15 protein-coding genes and 1 riboswitch are annotated in these 17,244 nt (G+C 58.2%); all 15 genes read left to right on the plus strand.

Annotated elements, in window-relative coordinates; translation table 11 throughout:
• Nucleotides 1-44: 44 nt before the first annotated feature.
• The 15 genes from mreC (at nt 45) to Q8Q08_07150 (ending at nt 16,701) form a co-directional block, all read left to right on the plus strand.
• Nucleotides 45-830: a rod shape-determining protein MreC gene (mreC, locus tag Q8Q08_07080; protein ID MDP2653779.1), complete on the plus strand. Its 786-nt coding sequence runs from the start codon at nt 45-47 to the stop codon at nt 828-830.
• A gap of 135 nt (nt 831-965) precedes the next feature.
• The gene (gene mreD, locus Q8Q08_07085; GenBank protein MDP2653780.1) at nt 966-1,451 is read left to right on the plus strand and encodes a rod shape-determining protein MreD; all 486 of its coding nucleotides are present in this window, start codon (nt 966-968) and stop codon (nt 1,449-1,451) included.
• A complete protein-coding gene (gene mrdA / locus Q8Q08_07090) occupies nt 1,427-3,142 on the plus strand; it encodes a penicillin-binding protein 2 (GenBank protein MDP2653781.1) in 1,716 nt (571 codons plus the stop codon). The genes mreD and mrdA overlap by 25 nt, the downstream gene beginning before the upstream one ends.
• Before the next feature lie 13 nt (nt 3,143-3,155).
• Nucleotides 3,156-4,262 (plus strand): rod shape-determining protein RodA, encoded by a 1,107-nt coding sequence (rodA, locus tag Q8Q08_07095; GenBank protein MDP2653782.1) that lies wholly within the window; start codon nt 3,156-3,158, stop codon nt 4,260-4,262.
• 326 nt (nt 4,263-4,588) lie between these two features.
• Nucleotides 4,589-5,056 (plus strand): hypothetical protein, encoded by a 468-nt coding sequence (locus Q8Q08_07100; GenBank protein MDP2653783.1) that lies wholly within the window; start codon nt 4,589-4,591, stop codon nt 5,054-5,056.
• Between the two features lie 46 nt (nt 5,057-5,102).
• Nucleotides 5,103-6,848, plus strand: coding sequence for an ATPase, T2SS/T4P/T4SS family (locus tag Q8Q08_07105; protein MDP2653784.1), 1,746 nt, complete (start codon nt 5,103-5,105; stop codon nt 6,846-6,848).
• Nucleotides 6,841-8,550, plus strand: a complete 1,710-nt coding sequence (locus tag Q8Q08_07110; protein MDP2653785.1) for a GspE/PulE family protein — start codon at nt 6,841-6,843, stop codon at nt 8,548-8,550. The genes Q8Q08_07105 and Q8Q08_07110 overlap by 8 nt, the downstream gene beginning before the upstream one ends.
• A 352-nt stretch (nt 8,551-8,902) precedes the next feature.
• Entirely contained in the window at nt 8,903-9,337 is a 435-nt protein-coding gene (locus Q8Q08_07115; GenBank protein ID MDP2653786.1) for a hypothetical protein, read from the plus strand.
• 61 nt (nt 9,338-9,398) lie between these two features.
• A complete protein-coding gene (locus Q8Q08_07120) occupies nt 9,399-10,604 on the plus strand; it encodes a type II secretion system F family protein (protein ID MDP2653787.1) in 1,206 nt (401 codons plus the stop codon).
• An 11-nt stretch (nt 10,605-10,615) separates the two neighbouring features.
• Entirely contained in the window at nt 10,616-12,376 is a 1,761-nt protein-coding gene (locus tag Q8Q08_07125) for a hypothetical protein (protein ID MDP2653788.1), read from the plus strand.
• Nucleotides 12,377-12,948: 572 nt separating this feature from the next.
• Nucleotides 12,949-13,350 carry a prepilin-type N-terminal cleavage/methylation domain-containing protein gene (locus Q8Q08_07130; GenBank protein MDP2653789.1) on the plus strand — a complete coding sequence of 134 codons (402 nt, stop codon included), beginning with the start codon at nt 12,949-12,951 and terminating at the stop codon, nt 13,348-13,350.
• Nucleotides 13,351-13,462: 112 nt separating this feature from the next.
• Nucleotides 13,463-14,152: a hypothetical protein gene (locus Q8Q08_07135; protein ID MDP2653790.1), complete on the plus strand. Its 690-nt coding sequence runs from the start codon at nt 13,463-13,465 to the stop codon at nt 14,150-14,152.
• Nucleotides 14,153-14,166: 14 nt separating this feature from the next.
• A complete protein-coding gene (locus Q8Q08_07140; GenBank protein MDP2653791.1) occupies nt 14,167-14,643 on the plus strand; it encodes a prepilin-type N-terminal cleavage/methylation domain-containing protein in 477 nt (158 codons plus the stop codon).
• Nucleotides 14,644-14,650: 7 nt separating this feature from the next.
• A complete protein-coding gene (locus Q8Q08_07145; protein ID MDP2653792.1) occupies nt 14,651-15,199 on the plus strand; it encodes a prepilin-type N-terminal cleavage/methylation domain-containing protein in 549 nt (182 codons plus the stop codon).
• A 23-nt stretch (nt 15,200-15,222) separates the two neighbouring features.
• Entirely contained in the window at nt 15,223-16,701 is a 1,479-nt protein-coding gene (locus Q8Q08_07150; protein MDP2653793.1) for a pilus assembly PilX N-terminal domain-containing protein, read from the plus strand.
• A gap of 311 nt (nt 16,702-17,012) precedes the next feature.
• Nucleotides 17,013-17,102, plus strand: a riboswitch (cyclic di-GMP riboswitch).
• The last annotated feature ends 142 nt before the right edge of the window (nt 17,103-17,244 follow it).

The raw sequence follows: 17,244 nt of genomic DNA on the forward strand, positions 1-17,244 counted from the left end.
CCCGGCCCAATTCTAAAAACGAACAACCCCGTTCCTCTCAACGTGTGACAAGACGAAACAAAAAAATCGTTGTCAGTCTCCTGATCCTCACCGCCGCGCTCTACCTGATTTTTGTCCGTTCCAGTGTCTTCGCCCCCCTCAAATTCCAGGTTGTCAACGTCCTGTCTCTGCCGATCCGGATCGTCACGTTCCCGTTCAAGGAAATGAAAAAGCTCATCCTTTATCACAAGACGCACAACGATTACATGAGGCTTAGAAAAGAGTACCAGGTGCTCCACGCCCGCCTGATCGGGACGGAAGAAACGATGCGCGAGAACCAGCGCCTGGCGCGGCTTCTGGATTTCAAGCGAAAGGTGGTCTATTCCGCCACCGCCGCCAGCGTCATCGGCCGGGATCCGTCCAACTGGAGCGCGACGCTGATCATCGACAAGGGGAAGGACGACGGTGTGGACGTGGGGATGCCGGTCGTGAATGCCGCCGGCGTTGTCGGCAAGATCGCCGAAACCGGGGATCACCGGAGCAAGGTGATCCTGCTCACCGACCCGAGCTTCAGCGTCGTGGCCCTGTCCGAACATTCCCGCGAAGTGGGGCTGGTGTCCGGCACGCTCCAGGGGTTGTGCCGCATGCGTTATCTTTCCCCCGAGGCCGGCGTGACCGTGGGGGACCAGGTGGTCACGTCCAAGCTGAGCGCCTCGTTCCCCGAGGGACTGCTGGTCGGCGAGGTTGTTTCCGTGGACCTGAGCCCGGACAACACCATGCTGGACTGCCTGGTCAAACCGGCGGTCACGGCATCCCAGGTCGAAGAGGTCCTGGTGATATTGAAGCAGTGAGGGGGTCCGAATCGTTTAAATGGTTTGCCCCTCTGGGCAAACCGCCCTGAACGAAGTGAACGGGTTCATGCAAATGAGTTATGTCTCCTTGGAAGGCTCCATAACTCAGGCACTCATTGAGCTTGGAATTCATTGATGCGAAAAGTTTTTATTATTATTTTTGTGGTCAGCGCGTGCTTTGTCGTTGAGAGCGTTCTGTCCTCGGTGGGCGGGCGGTGGTTCAAGCCGAACCTGGAAATCATCGCGGTGGTTTTTTTCAATCTGTTCTGGGGGACGCGTTACGGCGTGATCTCCGCGTTCGCCGCCGGACTGATCCGGGACAGTTTTGCCGTCGGGCTTTTCGGGCTGAATGTTTTTTCCCTGCTGTCCTGCGCGTATCTGACGGCCCTGTTCAAGATATACCTCTTTCACATCGGTTCGATGGCGTCCCGCGTGTTCGTCGCCTGCGTGATGGCGTTGGCCAATCTCCTTATTCAGTATCTGGTGATGGTGGTGTTCCTGTCCGTTGATATCGGCGCGGCCATGACCCACGTCATCGTGCCCGAAGTCCTGGCCACGACCGTGATCGCCGCCTACGCCTTCAATAAAATCAAAAAATGCGTATTAAAGTTGTCCGTATAATTTTTTATGGCCTCCTGGGGATGATCGCCTGCGGGTTGTTTTACACCCAGGTGATCCGGGGCCAGTACTATTACAATCTCAGCGTCAATAACCGGATCCGGCTGGTCCCCGTGGAAGGGCGGCGCGGCCGGATCCTGGACCGCAACGGCGTTGTGCTCGCTGAGAACCGGATGGCCTTTACCGTTTCGATCGTCCCGCAGGACCTCAAATCCTCAGAGCGGCTTTTCAAATTTTTGAGCGACACGCTGAAGATCAAGAAGACCAAGCTCCTCGAGCGGTACCAGCAGCGCAAGATCACGCCGTTCGCCCCCGTGGCCGTGGCCGAGGGCGTGGACAAGACGGCCGCGATGGTGCTGGAAGAAAGCCGTTTTCAGTTCCCGGGGCTCATCATCGAGCCGGCGCTCCAGCGGCATTACCCGTTCCAGACGACCGGGGCGCATATCCTCGGGTACGTGGGCAAGATCGACCTGGAAAAGGCGGAGAAACTCAAGGAGTACGGCTACACCTACTTGAGCATCATCGGCAAGACCGGGGTCGAGGAGTATTACGATTCTTATCTCAAGGGCAACACCGGTGGGGTCCAGATCGAGGTCAACAGCCGGGGCCAACAGGTCCGGCTGTTGAGCGTCAAACAGCCGGCCAACGGCCAGGACCTTCAGCTGACGATCGACCAGCGCGTCCAGCAGATCGCGAGCGACGTCCTCGCGGACCGTGCGGGCGCGGTCGTGATCATGAACCTGGACAGCGGGGAGCTCCTCGGGATGGTCAGCTCCCCATCGTTCGATCCCAATGTTTTTGTGGAGAGCAGTGCGGGGCTGAGCCCCGGTTCGTATTTTACCAACCGCGCGGCGCCGCTGTTGAACAGGGCCATCGCCGGCCAGTATCCGCCGGGATCGGTCTTCAAGACCATCGTGACCATCGCCGGGCTGGCCTCGGAAAAAATTTCCCCGCAAACGACGTTCAACTGCAACGGCGTTTTTGTCCTGGGACGGGCGCGGTTCCACTGCCTGCACGTGCACGGCCCCCAGAATCTGATGCAGGCGATCACGCATTCCTGCAACGTGTATTTTTACAACGTCGGGGACAGGGTCGGGGCGGAGCTCCTCGACAAGTATTCCCGGATGTTCGGGCTGGGGGGGCTCACGGAGGTCGACCTGCCCGGGGAATCCAAGGGCAATGTGCCGAGCCCTCTCCAGCGGAAGACGAAGCAGAAGCGCGGCTGGTTCCGCGGCGACACGATCAATTATTCGATCGGGCAGGGCGACCTTTTGACCACGCCGCTCCAGATCGCGCGGATGATGGCCACCATCGCGCGCCACGGGCGGGAGGTCCAGCCGTATCTCATCAAGTCCATCGGCGATCAGGAGATCGTGAAATTTTCGACGGTGCGCAACGTCAACATTGATCCCAAGATCTACGCGATCCTGCAGGCGGGGTTCCGCGCGGTCGTGGGGGACAGCACCGGCACGGCGCGCACGCTGGAGATCGAGGGGCTGGACGCGGCGGGGAAGACGGGGACCGCCCAGACGACCAAGGGCAAGGACACTCACGCGTGGTTCGCCGGGTACACGACCCGGGGGAAGACCCGGCTGGCCTTTTGCGTTTTCCTGGAATACGGCGGCTCCAGCTATCATGCCGTCGTCGCCACGCGGGAGATCCTGCTCCGGATGCAGGCCGAGGATATTATATGAGAGAGAGGACCTGATGGACCGGAGCGTCAACCGGATGATATGGATTTTCACCCTGCTGATCGTCGGCATGGGGCTGGTCACCCTTTACAGCGCGGCCTATCAGAACGTGCGCGTCCCGCACAAGGTTTTTTACGACCAGGTTTCGTGCGCGGTCACCGGGTTTATCCTGATGTTCGTCCTGAGCCGGATCGATTACCGGCGGTTTTACGACCTGGCGTATATTTTTTACGGCGCGAACGTCGTCCTGCTGGTCATCGTCCTGGCCGGCGGCCGCAATGCCCTGGGAGCCACGCGCTGGCTGGAGATCGGGGGGATCAGTTTTCAGCCGTCGGAGCTGGCCAAGCTCGGACTCATCCTGGCACTGGGGCGTTACTTTAGCGACAACCGGCCGTCCATCGCTTTCAATTTTTTCAGCAATATTCCGGTGCTGTTCAAGGACCTGATGCTTCCGCTTGCGATCACGGGGGTCCCCATGCTGCTGATTTTCAAACAGCCGGACCTGGGGTCGGCGTTGTTGTTTTTCGGGATTTTTCTGATTATGCTTTTTGTCAGCGGCATCCGCTACCGGTATTTTCTCGGCTTTTGCCTGCTGTGCCTTTCGGTGGCGCCGTTCGGCTGGCACGTGCTGAAGGCCTACCAGAAAGACCGGCTGCTGGTTTTTCTGAATCCGAACATCGATCCGTTGGGAGCCGGATATACGATCATCCAGTCGCGGATCGCCATCGGCTCCGGCCAGGTCTTCGGCAAGGGATGGCTGGCCGGGACCCAGAATCAGCTCAACTTTCTTCCCGAGCGGCACACGGACTTTATCTTCTCGGTGGTCGGCGAGGAGTGGGGGCTGCTCGGGGCGCTGTTCCTGCTGGCCTGTTACTGGGGACTGATCCACTGCGGTCTCAAGATCAGCGGGCAGGTCAAAGACCAGTTCGGGACCCAGGTGGCCATCGGGATTGTCGGCGTGCTGACCCTCCAGGTGGTCATCAACATGGGGATGGTCCTGGGGCTTCTGCCGGTCGTCGGCCTGACCCTGCCGCTGTTGAGCTACGGGCGGACGTCGTTTATGTTTTTCATGATCACGCTGGGCTTCCTGCTGAACCTGAGCAAAAAGAGGACGGTGTTCTAATGACGGCTTGACTTGCGGAACGTAGTGAACGCAAGCCAATGCCGGAATTAGTCCTGCGGAGAGTGAGCGAGCTCGCAAGCGAACGTTTTCGAAGCAGGATTAATGAGCACATGGCTTACGGAGCCGTAGGCAAACGTAAGTTTGCTGGACGCCTGCCTGCCGGCAGGAATTAACCCCTGCGGTTTCGCTTTGCGAAGCAAAGCGGAGGGGCTAATCAGGATTTATAGAAGTCTCGCGGAGAGGGACGCAAGTCCCCTGTGCCCCTGGGACAAGCTGAATTTTAAGATGGAGTTGTCCGGCTTCTGCGGATATAATACAATGAATCTATGAAACAATTTAAGCGCACATCCCATAAACACCTGGGCGAACTGCTTGTGGAGCGGGGAGTCATCGACCGCCAGCAGGTCGCCATGGCCATCGCTTACCAAAGCGAAAAGGGCGGACTGCTGGGCGAAATCCTCGTTGAACTCAAATTCGCGACCGAGGAAGACATCGCCCAGGCCCTGACGTGCCAGTATGGTTTCCCGTACCTTCCCTTGTCCAATTACGAGATCGAGACCGAGGTCATCAATTCGGTCCCGGAGAACCTCGGCCGGCAGTATTGCCTGATCCCCATCGACAAAATCGGCAAAAGCCTGACCCTGGCGATGTCCAACCCTTTGAATTTCACGGCCATTGAGGATGTGGAGCTGATCACCGGCTGCACCGTCCAGGCGTTCGTGAGCACGACCAGCGACATCCGGGAAGCGATCGACAAGTATTACAAACCCAAACCGGCTTCGCCCGGGCTTTGAAGCCCGCCGTCCGGATGCGGACCCGCATCCTTAGGATGATCCCGCTATGTCTTCACTGAAAGAGCGATTGCAAGAGATCCTGATCCGGGACAACATCATCAAGCAGGAAGACCTGGACAGGGCCCTGGAAGAGCAGAAAAAGCACGGCGGGGAACTGAGCAAGATCCTTGTTAAGCTCAAGCTTATTTCCGAGGAAGGCCTGACGCACGTCCTCAGCAAGGGCCTTGGCCTGCCGCCCATCGACATCTCCCGCCTGAAGATCGACCCCGAGGTCGTCAAGCTCATCCCCCAGGACATGGCGGTCAACTACCAGATTTTTCCCATCTCGAAAATGGGGGACCGCCTGACCCTGGCCATGGCGGACCCGCTCAATATTTTCGCCATCGACAACGTCGAGGTCCTGACGGGACTGAAGATCACGCCGATCATCAGCCGGTCCTCGCAGATCCAGCAGGCCATCGAGAAATATTATTCCCGAGACACCCACGAGGCGTTCGAGAAGATCATCAAGGACATCAAGGACTCCGAAGACCTGGAGCTCATCAAGGATTCCGTCTCGGAGCTGGACCAGCACATCGGCGGGGAGCTGACCGACGAAGAGCCGATGATCAAGCTGACGGACACGATCATCCGCCAGGCGGTGGTCTCCAAGGCGAGCGACGTGTTCGTTGAGCCGATGGAAAAGACCCTGCGCATCCGTTATCGCATCGACGGCATCATCCGCGAGATCGACCAGATGCCCAAGGCCCTGCACCTGCCCATCGTCTCGCGCATCAAGGTCATTTCCAACCTGGACATCTCCGAGCACCGCCTGCCCCAGGACGGCCGGTTCAAGATGATCGTGCAGGGCGAGCGGGAGGTGGACTTCCGCGTCAACGTCCTGCCGACGTCTTACGGCGAGAAGGTGGTCCTGAGAGTCCTCGACAAGTCCGCCGGCATGCTGGACCTGGAAAAGCTCGGCTTCGAGCCGGACCAGCTCGTGCGGTTGAAGGAGTGCGGGGAGCGCCCCCACGGCATGATCCTGGCCTGCGGGCCGACGGGCAGCGGGAAGACCACGACGCTGTATTCGATCCTGAAATATGTGGATTCGCCGGCGCTCAACATCGTCACCGTGGAGGACCCGGTCGAATATCAGATCAAGGGGCTGAACCAGGTCAACGTCAAACCGTCGGTGGGACTGACCTTCGCCGCCAGCCTGCGCTCGATCCTGCGCCAGGACCCCGACATCATCATGATCGGCGAGATCCGCGACTTCGAGACCCTGGACATCGCCGTGAAGTCGGCCTTGACGGGCCATTTGGTCTTGAGCTCTCTGCACACCACGACCTCGGCCGGATCGGTAATCCGCATGATCAACATGGGCATCGAGCCCTACCTGATCTGCTCGGCGGTCCTGGGCATCGTCGGCCAGCGGCTTGTGCGCCGGATATGCACGTCCTGCCGCGAATCCTACGCGGTCCCTCCGGAGCTGGCCCAGAGGGTGGGGTTGTCCCGCATCACGGCCGACAAATCGCCCAAGCTTTACCGCGGCAAGGGGTGCAAGTCCTGCCTGAACACCGGCTATACCGGCCGGGTCGTGATCTCGGAGGTGCTCATCCTGTCTCCGCAGGTCAAGGAAAGGATCCTCCAGGGAGCCGACGAGATCAAGATCAAGAGCACCGGTCGCAAGGATGGCATGAAGACCATGCGCGAGGACGGCCTGATCAAGGCCCTGGCCGGGGCCACGTCCCTGGAAGAGGTCCTGCGCGTCACCGCTCCCGACGAGGAAATGGAGGGCGGCAGCCATGGTTGAGACGCTCAAGAACAAGATCATCAACACCCTGGTGACCGCCCTCAAGATCAAAAAGGCGGACATCGACGACGCCATCGACCTTCAGAAGCGCAAGAAGATCAGCCTCGAAAAGGCCCTGATCGAAAAAGGACTGATCAACGAGAAGGAGTTCCTGGTGATGCTCGTGAAGGAGCTCCACATCCCGTTCATCAACCTCAATAAATACAAGATCGACCCCGCCCTGAAAACCGTCATCCCGGAGCGGATCGCGCGCCAGTACCGGATCGTCCCGATCTCCAAGCTGGAGGACACGATCACCGTCGCGATCGCCGATCCCCTGAATGTCATCGCCATCGACGATCTGAAGAGCCTCTCGGGCCATGAGGTCGACGTGGTCATGAGCACGGACTCCGACATCCTCAAGGCCATCGACAATTATTACGGCACCGGCATGGTGACCACGGTCAAGGACGTCAGCAAAGATATTTCTCTCGACCAGTTCGAGATCATCTCCCAGGAGGAGAAGAGCGAGGCCAGCGAGGTGACCGCGGACGAGGGCGAGCAGGCCCCCGTCATCCGGATGGTGAATCTCATCATCCGCGAGGCGCTCAAGCAGAGGGCCTCGGACATCCACATCGAGCCCATGGCGGACCACGTGCGGGTGCGTTACCGCATCGACGGGATCCTGAGGGACATCCTCAAGATCCCGAAAGAGAACCAGAACGCCGTGGGCGTCCGCATCAAGATCATGTCCCGGCTGGACATCACGGCCCTGCGCGTCCCCCAGGACGGCCGCTTCAAGATGAAACTCTCGAACCAGGAAGTGGATTTTCGCGTGTCTCTTTTGCCGACGACGTTCGGCCAGAAAACGGTCCTGAGGGTCCTGGACAAGAAAAGCCTGAAGATCGGTCTCGACGGACTGGGCTTTTCTCCCGGCTCGATCGCCCTGCTCAAGGAGGCGATCCGCGCCCCGTTCGGCATGGTCCTGGTGACCGGTCCGACGGGAAGCGGGAAATCCACCACGCTCTATTCCATCATCAACGAGCTCAATACGGTCGACAAGAACATCATCACCGTCGAGGACCCAGTGGAGTACCTTATCGAGGGCCTGACGCAGATCCAGGTGAGGCCCGAGATCGGGCTGACGTTCGCGTCTGGATTAAGGTCCATCCTGCGCCAGAGCCCGGACATCGTCATGGTCGGCGAGATCCGCGACGCCGAGACCGCCGACATCGCCATCAAGGCGTCCCTGACGGGCCAGCTGGTGTTCTCGACCCTGCACACCAACGACGCGGCCGGCGCCCTGACGCGTCTGGTCGACATGGGCATCGAGCCGTTCCTGGTCGCCTCCAGCCTTGTGTTGGCCTGTGCCCAGCGGCTGTGCCGGCGGATCTGTTCCCATTGCAAACAGCCGGTGGACATCCCGGCGAACGTGTTGAAAAAATTCCATTACCCGATACCGCAAGGGACCGTTTTTTACGAGGGCAAGGGCTGTGATTTTTGCCGGCAGACGGGTTATTTCGGCCGCGTCGGCGTGACGGAAGTGCTGGAGATCGATGACACGGTACGCGAGATGCTGATCCGGGGCAAGTCCTCGGATGAGATCAAGAAATACGCCCGGGAGAAAAAGGGCATGGTCCTTTTGTTCGACGACATCATGCAGAAATTCGTGGCCGGCCAGACGACCCTGGAAGAAGTTTTGCGTGTGACGACGCAGGATTAATGAGCGCGCAACTTGCGGAACGCAGTGAACGCAAGTTGCTGCGCGGACCCATTCGACTTCGCTCAGGGTGGTTTGGCCCAGCGGGGCCAAACCATTAACCCCAGCCGCCTTGCGAAGCAGCTGGGGCTAATGAGTTTACCGAACCGCAGCCTTGATTTGCATCAGCAAATCATGCGGGGTGATGATCCTTGCGAAGCAAGGCGCCGGGGTTCATTCGGCCAACACATTTGCGTCGCTTCCGCAAATGTGGGCCTCATGAAATCTGAAGAAAATGATTGTTATGCCCCTCCGGTTTGGCTAACATTGAGGGTAGGATGGACGGCTTTCGTCCATTATTCATCTTAGGGGAAATATGTCCGAACGGGAATTGTTGGGAGAAATTCTGCTGAAGCGTGGCGTGATCAAGCCCGAACAGCTTTCAACAGCTTTGGAAGTCCAGCAACGTGACAAGGGATTGATCGGCGAGATCCTGGTCCGGTTGGGGGCTGTCAAGGAGATCGACGTGGTGGTGGCCCTGGTCCTGCAGTGCAACCTTTCGTATATCGCGATCAACAAATACGAACTGGACCGCGATGTGGTGGGTCTCATCCCGGAAGAAACCGCGAAGCGCTGCCACCTGATCGCCTGGGAAAAAACCGGGGATCTGGTCAGCGTGGTCATGGCGGACCCGCTCAATGAACCGATCGTGGACGAGGTCAAACGGCTGACGCGCTGCCGCATCGCGCCTTTCATTGCCACCCAGAAAGAGATCGATCTGGCCATTGCCCGGTGGTACGCACCGGCCTGAGCCGGGGCGGTCCTCCGGGGACAGATGACCCGTTGATCACAATTATCAAGGAGAAAACCCGATGGCCACTTTCAAATATGTCGCCAAGGATGCAAGTGCCCGGAACGTCAACGGCAAGATTGCCGCCGAAGACCAGCAGACAGCGATCGACCAGCTGCGCAAGAAAAATCTGACGGTCATTTCGGTGGCCCCGGTCAAAGAAGCGGCTTTGTCAAAAATGTCGTTCGCCCGCAAGAAGGTCAAGGCCGACGATCTGGTCATGTTTGCCCGCCAGCTGGCGACCATGGTGGAGGCCGGGATCCCGATCCTCCAGGCCCTGGACGCCCTTCAGGAGCAGACCTCCCACACCTATTTCAAGGGCGTGATCTCCGCCATCCGCGACGACATCCAGTTGGGCAGCAGCCTTTCCGCAGGGTTCGCGAAACACACCAGCGTGTTTGACCAGCTGTTTATTAACATGGTCAAGGTCGGGGAGACCGGCGGCGTCCTGAGCGAGATCCTGGACAGGATCGCGGCCTACATGGAAAAGTCCATCAAACTGCAGCGCAAGGTCAAGTCCGCCATGATCTATCCGGCGGTCGTCGTGACCATGGCGATCGGCATCACCATGCTGCTCCTCTGGAAGGTCGTCCCCACATTCGCAGCCATCTATTCGTCCTTCGACCAGGAACTGCCTTTTATGACCAAGATCCTGATCGACGTGAGCAACCTGGTCAATAATTTCATAGGGTACATGATCGGCGGCTTTTTTCTGGCCGGGTTTCTCCTCGGCCGTTATTACCGGACCGAGCAGGGCCGGCTGGTCATGGACCGGGCCTCGCTCAAAATGCCCATTTTCGGGGACCTGATCCGCAAGGTGGCCATCAGCCGTTTCAGCCGCACCCTGGCCACCCTGATCCAGAGCGGCGTTCCCATCCTCGAGGCCCTGGACATCGTCGGGAGATCCTGCGGGAACAAGGTCATCGAGATCGTCGTGGACAACGTGAAAAACAGCGTGCGGGAAGGCGAAAGCATCGCCGGGCCCCTGACCAAGAGCGGGGTGTTCCCTCCGATGGTGACGCGCATGATCTCGATCGGGGAAAAATCCGGCAAGCTGGAAAAAATGCTCAACAAGATCGCGGAATTTTACGATGACCAGGTCGACGCGATCGTGTCCGGCCTGACCAGCATCATCGAGCCGGTCATCATCGGGTTTCTGGGGATCGTGGTCGGCTTCATCGTCATCGCGCTGTTCCTGCCGATCATCAACATTACGCAGATCATCTGACGCGGGAAGATATGTCCAAAATGTCCTTTTCGATATGGGGTGCGGCCGCGGGGTTCCTTTTCCTGGGGCTCGTCCCGGGGGCCGGCGCGGTTTCTCCGGGCGGCGGTTCGATGACGAGCGACGACATGCTGCATTACACCCTCCAGGACGTCCAGGCCCGCCTGCAGGAATTTGCCGAAGAGAACGCCAAAATGTCCGCCCGCAACAGTTCCCTGCGCAAGCGGATCATGACCGTGGGACAGCAGATCCGCGATCTGGAAAACCGCAACCTCGGGATCCTGGAGGAGAAGGGCGGCCTGAAGGATTCCCTTGACCTCGGGGCGCAGGAAGACAATGTGGCGGTGAAGACCGTCCGGAACCTGGAGGAAAAGATCCGCTTTTTGGAAAACGAGGGATCAGAACTTGCGGCGCGGATCGCTAAAAGCGAAGCATTGACACAGAAGCTCGGCCGCGCCATTGAAGAATACCGGGAATCCATTGATCAGCTGGCCGCGGAGCGCGAGGGCATGGTCTCGGCTTCGCGGGACCGGCTGAAAGAAGAGCGTTACAAGCTCGTCCAGCTTCTTAAAGACCGCCGGCAGCGCCAGGCCTTGAGTGAAAAAAACCGGCTGGGCGTGGCCCGTCAGGTCGAGCCATCGCAAAAAACAAAAGAGGATCTCCTGTCCCAGCGGAACACCCTCAAGAGGCAGGCCAATCAGCTTGTGCGGGACGTCAAGGCGCTCAAGCAGGAAAATGAACGCCTTGCCGCCGAGGGAGCGCAGATGACCCGGGAGCAAAAGCAGTCGATCGCGATCCAAAAAGCGGCCATTGAACAGCTCCGGGCCGACCGGGACGATTTGAGCGGGGCGATCCAGGACGCCCTTGTCGCCCGCAGGGCCATCGTGAGCCAATTCGGTCCCCAGGAACAGGAAGCCCGCAAGATGCTTTTGGCGGGAGGCCAGCAGGGAAAGGCGTTGTCGGAACAGGAACGCATTTTAAGCGAGACCCTGAAAACACTGGAAGGCCTCCGGCAGAGTTCATCGGTCCGGGACGATGCCGACGAGAAAGTTCGGTCTTTGCAGGAGAAGATCGCCGCGTTGCAGGAAGAACACGAGCAATTGAGAACGAAGACTTCCGAAGGCTTGGCCGGGCACGGCAAATCCGACGCCCAGGAAAGGGCGCTCAAGGCCGAGATCGAACAACTGCGCAGCCAGGCCAAAGCCCGGCAGAGCAAGGCCGTTGCCGGTCAGCAAGCGCGCCTTCAAGCGGAGAAGACCGGCGTTTTCCAGTCCATCCGGGATTATCAAGCCCGCCTCAGAACGCTGGGCGGCCAGCGGGTCTCTGTGCAGTCGGAGCTGGCCTTGGCCCAGAAAAAGAGCGGGGAGATGGGTCAGCAGATGGACGGGCTAAAATTTTCTCTTGCGGCCGGAGAAGAAGATCTTGCCGCATTGACGGCGGCCCGGGAACAAATGGCCCGGGAGTCTGAAGATATCGCGGGGAAGAGTCCTGCCGAGCAAGACCGCGTCCGGGACGAGCTCGATACGCTCAAACTGCGCCAGGCCGTGCTGGAAAGTTCCGTGTCAGCCATCAAGACTAAATTTCAGGAAGATGAGAAGATGACGCAGGAATTTCTCGGCCAAGACAAGCAGGAGATGGAAGAATATCTTTCCGTCCTCCAATTTGAGAACAAGGACCTGCAGGCTCGTTTTTTGAAGCTTCAAAAGAGTTATGATGCCCTCAGGGCGACAAAAACACCTGCTTCTTCGGCCCCGCCTCGTTCTCCGCGCCCTTGATGGTCCCGGGGCCGTAGGCCAACCTGCCTTGACTTTTGCTGTTTTTATAGACTATACTTCTTATAGTCATATTTGGTGTCAAAGGTAAACCATTCGAAAGGATGGGGCCCCTGGGACGCATCCGCGGTCCAGGGCGGTTTTGTCGCCATAGCGGCGGAACCGACAAAGCTACAGGGCCCTCTCTCCAGTGAAGGGCAGCCAGTTACCATCAGATAACAGGGATCATGGAGAGACCTATTTTTCGAATGAAGAATAGGTCTTTTTTTAATGAGCGTGCGATTTATGGAGCAAAGCGAACATAAATCGCTACGCGAATTAACCCCGGCGGCCTGCCCCGCCGTGCGATTGGGGCAGCCGGGGTCACAACCTTTCAAAAGCCGATAAATATGTTTGACAAAGAAAGGAGGTATGGTAGGATACCCGTATAAGGGTAAACAACCCGGTGGAAGCAAATGGGTTACGTGAATTTTGCCGAAGACAACGCGAAGTAAACTGTTATTCTTCCTTCCTTACATCCGCGTCTTCTGGCCGATGGCGTAACAACCGCTTCCGCCAAACACAAGGAGGCACCCATGTTACGCAGAAACAGAAAAGGTTTTACCCTGGTGGAAATCATGATCGTCGTCGCGATCATCGCTCTTCTCGCGGCGATCGCCATCCCGAACCTGCTTCGGGCGAAGATTTCCGCCAACGACGCATTGGCCAAAGCCACGCTCCGTTCGTTGTCGACGGCGTCTGAGACCTATGCGACGGCCAATACCGGTAACTACCCCGGCGAGGTTACTTCGCTGACCGGGGCGACCCCGCCTTACATCAACAAGGCGTATTGCGGGACGACGGTTTCCGGGTTTGAGTACACCTGTACCTTTGGTGCGGGTTCTTACACGTTTATCGGGACGCCCATCACGATCGGGACTTCCGGTACAACGACCTTCACGATCTCAACGGGTGGTGTTTTGACGCCACCGAATTAATGAGGTCGCTGGAGCAGCCATGAAACACAAGGGGGCTAATTTTAGCCCCCTTTTTTTATGATGGAACACGTTTATTCCGGGCGACGGCGGGGAACCGAAGAGTGACCTGGCTATGAAAAAAATTGCCACCATAGGGGTTTTGATCATCGGCGTACTGCTGGCCGTCAACTGGCTGATGTTCCTCTGGAGCGGCCCTTCCGTGCAGCAGCCGGTGTATGTTTACCGCCCGCCTGCGGAAACGGCGCGCCGTCCCGGCCTTGTCCAAGGGCCGGTGGTCCGTAAAAACACGGTGATCCCCGGGATGGAATACGAAGAGAGCGTTTTTTACGCCGGGGACAAGGAGATCGCCCGCCAAAAAATGATCGGCCGGCACATCCTGGAGACCACAGGGCAGATCCCGGACGGGAAGGTCAAATTTATCGACGGATACCGGCAGGTGACAGGGGAGGAATTTTTTCGCAAAGGCAAAAGGCACGGGACCAGCGTGACCTATTATCCCGATGGAAAGATCCGGGCCCAGGCGGAATACGTTCACGGGAAGCTGCTGACGAACACCGAGTATTACCAAGACGGCACGGTGCGTATGGAAGAAGATTACACGGATGCCAGGGAATTCCCGGGGACGTGGACCCGCGAGACGGGCCTGGGAAAGGTGTATTTTTCGAGCGGGACCCTGAAATACGAATGGAGTTTCACGAACACCAATCCGGTTGGGTATAAAAAGTCCTATAATCAGGAGGGGCAGATGACACTGGAGGCGTATTTTGACAAAGACGGAAACGTCTTGTCCTCCGTCAACTGACCCGGGGTGAATTCATGAGACATTTGCATCGCAAGCGGAAGGGCGGCGGGTTCACGCTGGTCGAACTGATGGTGACCGTCGGGATTGTGGTCACGGTCATCGTGATCCTTTTGCAGCTGTTTGTCTATAACTCGCTGCTCGCCGGGTTGGCCGGAAATATGAGCTACGCCATGAGCGAGGCACAGGCGAAGATGGAGGAAATCCGCAATTCCGATTACAGCCAGATCACGACGAGTTACGCCTCCGGCGGAACGCCGGGGAACACCTTTGACCTGTCTCTGGCCACCGGCAAGGGGATCATTTATATCGACTCCAGCACTGCGGACCTTTTACAGGTGGATGTGGTGGTCTGCTGGAGAGGGAAAGACGGCCGGGTGATCGGCGAAGATAAGAATTTGAACGGAACGCTGGATACAGGGGAAGACGCGGACGGGGACGGCAAGATCGGATCCTCGGCGACGCTGTCCACCATGATCGCGCGGATGCCGTGAGGACGCCATGAGAGACATGATGTTTCATCGCAAGAGACATATCAGCCGGCGGGGGTTCACCCTGACGGAAGTCATGATCGCGGTTTTTATTTTCACGATCCTGGCCGCCGCCTGTTACGGGCTCATGGCCGCGGGGTCGTCGTCCTGGCAGGTGAACAGGGTCAAATCGGAGTTATACCAGGAAATGCGCAAGGCCCAGGACTGGATGATCGCGGATCTGCGCCAGGCTGGCTCGACGTCGGTCACGGATGTCACGGCCAACGGCACGTGGTTTACCGCGTGCACGTTCCGGACGTCGGCGGGCGTGTCCGGCGGGACCATTGCCTGGTCGGGGAATACGATCCAGTTTTCAAAGGGCGGCACGAACTCCTCGCAGTTGTTGAGGACCACGGGCGGCGTGACGCGCGTGCTGGCCAACAATGTCCAGACATTGCAGTTCCGCCGCCTGTCGGCGACACCGAGGATGATGGAGGTGTCCCTCCAGACCCAAAAAAACGTGCCTGGGGCTCCGGCGGTGACGGCCAATTTGAATTTCAAGGTGCAGTTGCGCAATTAGGGGGGCGGGAAGAGGTGGTGATTATGCTGAGAAATCGGAAAGGCAGTACGCTGATCCTGGCCTACATGGTGATCTCCGTCTTGATCCTGCTGGGGGCGGCATTTGTGGTCCTGAGTTTCAACGAGGGGCTTTTTGCGGAGAGACAGCGGCGCTCCATGGTCGCCTTTTATATCGCAGAAGCCGGGATTGAGAGAGCGTTGTATGGTCTGCGGCGGGATTTTACGACCGACAGCACCGGCCCCAGCTGGAGCGACGGCACGATCGACACCTTCACCATCGGTCCGGACACGAGCAATTATTACACGATGCCGTTTGCCTCAACGTCCCTGAACGGCGGCTCTTACGCGGTGCAGTTAAAAAACATCACCGGCAAGACCAACGAAATCTGGATCCAGTCCGTCGGGACTTATGGAGATGCCAAGCAGACCCTGCTGGTTTACGCCAAGGTCAAGAATTTGTCGGTTTGGAACAACGCTATTTTCGCCGGCACCGGCGCTTCAGGCCAGATGATCAACGGCAACGTCCATATCCGCGGCTCCGTGCACATCCTGGGAGACGGGCTTCAGCCCACGGATTATGTGGTGGACCTCGGCGGTACGGCTGAGTTGATCGGCAACAACTACAACATCCTGGATTCGGGCCTGAAAGCGAAAGTCCCTGCCCTGCCGACCACAGTGTTCGGCGGTGAGACGGTGGAAACGCTCAACGCCGAACTGCGCGTCAAGCATGGGATCGTGGGCCTGAGCGGGGCGTCTTCGGCCGGAGAGCCGAACGTCACCGGCAACAACACCAAGGAGACCATTGACGGTTCTTATGTGACCAACGGATTCGGCGGGAACCAGGGGAGCAGCAGTGTCTATTCGGACAACGGGTGGTCGAACGGGTATGACCTGGGCGACACCATCGAATTCCCCAGCCTTTCCGATCCATATCCGGGATATGCGACCTACCAGGAGTATCTCAAGGCCAATGCGCTTGTCATCGATGATGCCGGCCAGCTGGCGGCCCTGGCCAACATCACGCCGACTTCCAATTTCAGCTACTCCGGGCCCAACGGCAGCATCAGCGTGAACGGCAGCGGCGCAATGACCATCTCCGGGATCGTTTATGTCGAGGGCGGCGGAGTGAAGTTTTCCGGCGCCGGCATCAATTACAGCGGACAGGGGTCTATCCTGTCAACGGGCAATGTTAATATCGAGAGCGATCTCCTGACGACCGGGAACGCGTCGTTTCCCACCAGTGTCCTCGGGGTCATGACGCCCGGGACGATCACGTTTGACACCGCGCAGATTAATGTCATGGGGATGTTCTTTGGGGAGACGTCCATCGTTGCCAAGAAACAGACCGACGTTGTGGGGACGTTTGTCTCGAATTATTTCGACATGGGAACCAACGTCCCGGCGATTTTTCAGGTCCCGGACGCGGCCAACAACCTCCCCCCGGGGCTGATCGGCGCGACCGGTGGCTGGTCCATGGACGTGGTGTCCTGGCAGAAGATTTAATGAGCCCCAAACTTACGGAGCCGCAGGCGAGGTAAGTTTGTTGGGCGAACCCATTCGACTTCGCTCAGGGTGGTTTGGCCCAGAAGGGCCAAACCATTAACCCTGCGGAGGGTGAGCGAGCCAGCGAGCGAACGATGCCGAAGCAGGGGGAATGTGACAAGCCCCAAACTTACGGAGCCGCAGGCAGGAATTAACCCCGCAGCTGCGATTTGCGTTAGCAAAGCATGCGGGGTCAAGGGCTATGAGGGGGCCGTGGGCTCCGGTGTATTGAGATTTGTAATCGGGAAGAGGATAGCTTATACTTTTAGTAGAGATGACAAGGGTAAACCATTCGTAAGGATGGGGCACAAAGCTATAGGGCCCGACTTCAGATTTTTTTGAAAGGGCAGCCAGTTGCCATCGCGATATCAGCGCGAACTTATAGTCTATTGACCTATTCTTCGGATGAAGAATAGGTCTTTTTAATGAGCCCCAAACTTATGGAGTCCCGCCATGGCGGGACGAACATAAGTTTGCTGGGCGCCTGCCTGCCGGCAGGAATTA

It is taken from the genome of Candidatus Omnitrophota bacterium (assembly GCA_030688425.1).
Classification (GTDB): domain Bacteria; phylum Omnitrophota; class Gorgyraeia; order Zapsychrales; family JANLHA01; genus JAUYIB01.

Excerpts from the sequence above, each read along its gene's own strand:
- Q8Q08_07145 (MDP2653792.1), top strand. The coding sequence starts at position 14,651 with ATGAGAGACATGATGTTTCATCGCAAGAGACATATCAGCCGGCGGGGG.
- mrdA (MDP2653781.1), top strand. The coding sequence starts at position 1,427 with ATGCGTATTAAAGTTGTCCGTATAATTTTTTATGGCCTCCTGGGGATG.
- Q8Q08_07105 (MDP2653784.1), top strand. The coding sequence starts at position 5,103 with ATGTCTTCACTGAAAGAGCGATTGCAAGAGATCCTGATCCGGGACAAC.
- Q8Q08_07150 (MDP2653793.1), top strand. The coding sequence starts at position 15,223 with ATGCTGAGAAATCGGAAAGGCAGTACGCTGATCCTGGCCTACATGGTG.
- mreD (MDP2653780.1), top strand. The coding sequence starts at position 966 with ATGCGAAAAGTTTTTATTATTATTTTTGTGGTCAGCGCGTGCTTTGTC.
- Q8Q08_07125 (MDP2653788.1), top strand. The coding sequence starts at position 10,616 with ATGTCCAAAATGTCCTTTTCGATATGGGGTGCGGCCGCGGGGTTCCTT.
- Q8Q08_07120 (MDP2653787.1), top strand. The coding sequence starts at position 9,399 with ATGGCCACTTTCAAATATGTCGCCAAGGATGCAAGTGCCCGGAACGTC.
- Q8Q08_07140 (MDP2653791.1), top strand. The coding sequence starts at position 14,167 with ATGAGACATTTGCATCGCAAGCGGAAGGGCGGCGGGTTCACGCTGGTC.
- Q8Q08_07130 (MDP2653789.1), top strand. The coding sequence starts at position 12,949 with ATGTTACGCAGAAACAGAAAAGGTTTTACCCTGGTGGAAATCATGATC.
- Q8Q08_07115 (MDP2653786.1), top strand. The coding sequence starts at position 8,903 with ATGTCCGAACGGGAATTGTTGGGAGAAATTCTGCTGAAGCGTGGCGTG.
- Q8Q08_07135 (MDP2653790.1), top strand. The coding sequence starts at position 13,463 with ATGAAAAAAATTGCCACCATAGGGGTTTTGATCATCGGCGTACTGCTG.
- Q8Q08_07110 (MDP2653785.1), top strand. The coding sequence starts at position 6,841 with ATGGTTGAGACGCTCAAGAACAAGATCATCAACACCCTGGTGACCGCC.
- rodA (MDP2653782.1), top strand. The coding sequence starts at position 3,156 with ATGGACCGGAGCGTCAACCGGATGATATGGATTTTCACCCTGCTGATC.
- Q8Q08_07100 (MDP2653783.1), top strand. The coding sequence starts at position 4,589 with ATGAAACAATTTAAGCGCACATCCCATAAACACCTGGGCGAACTGCTT.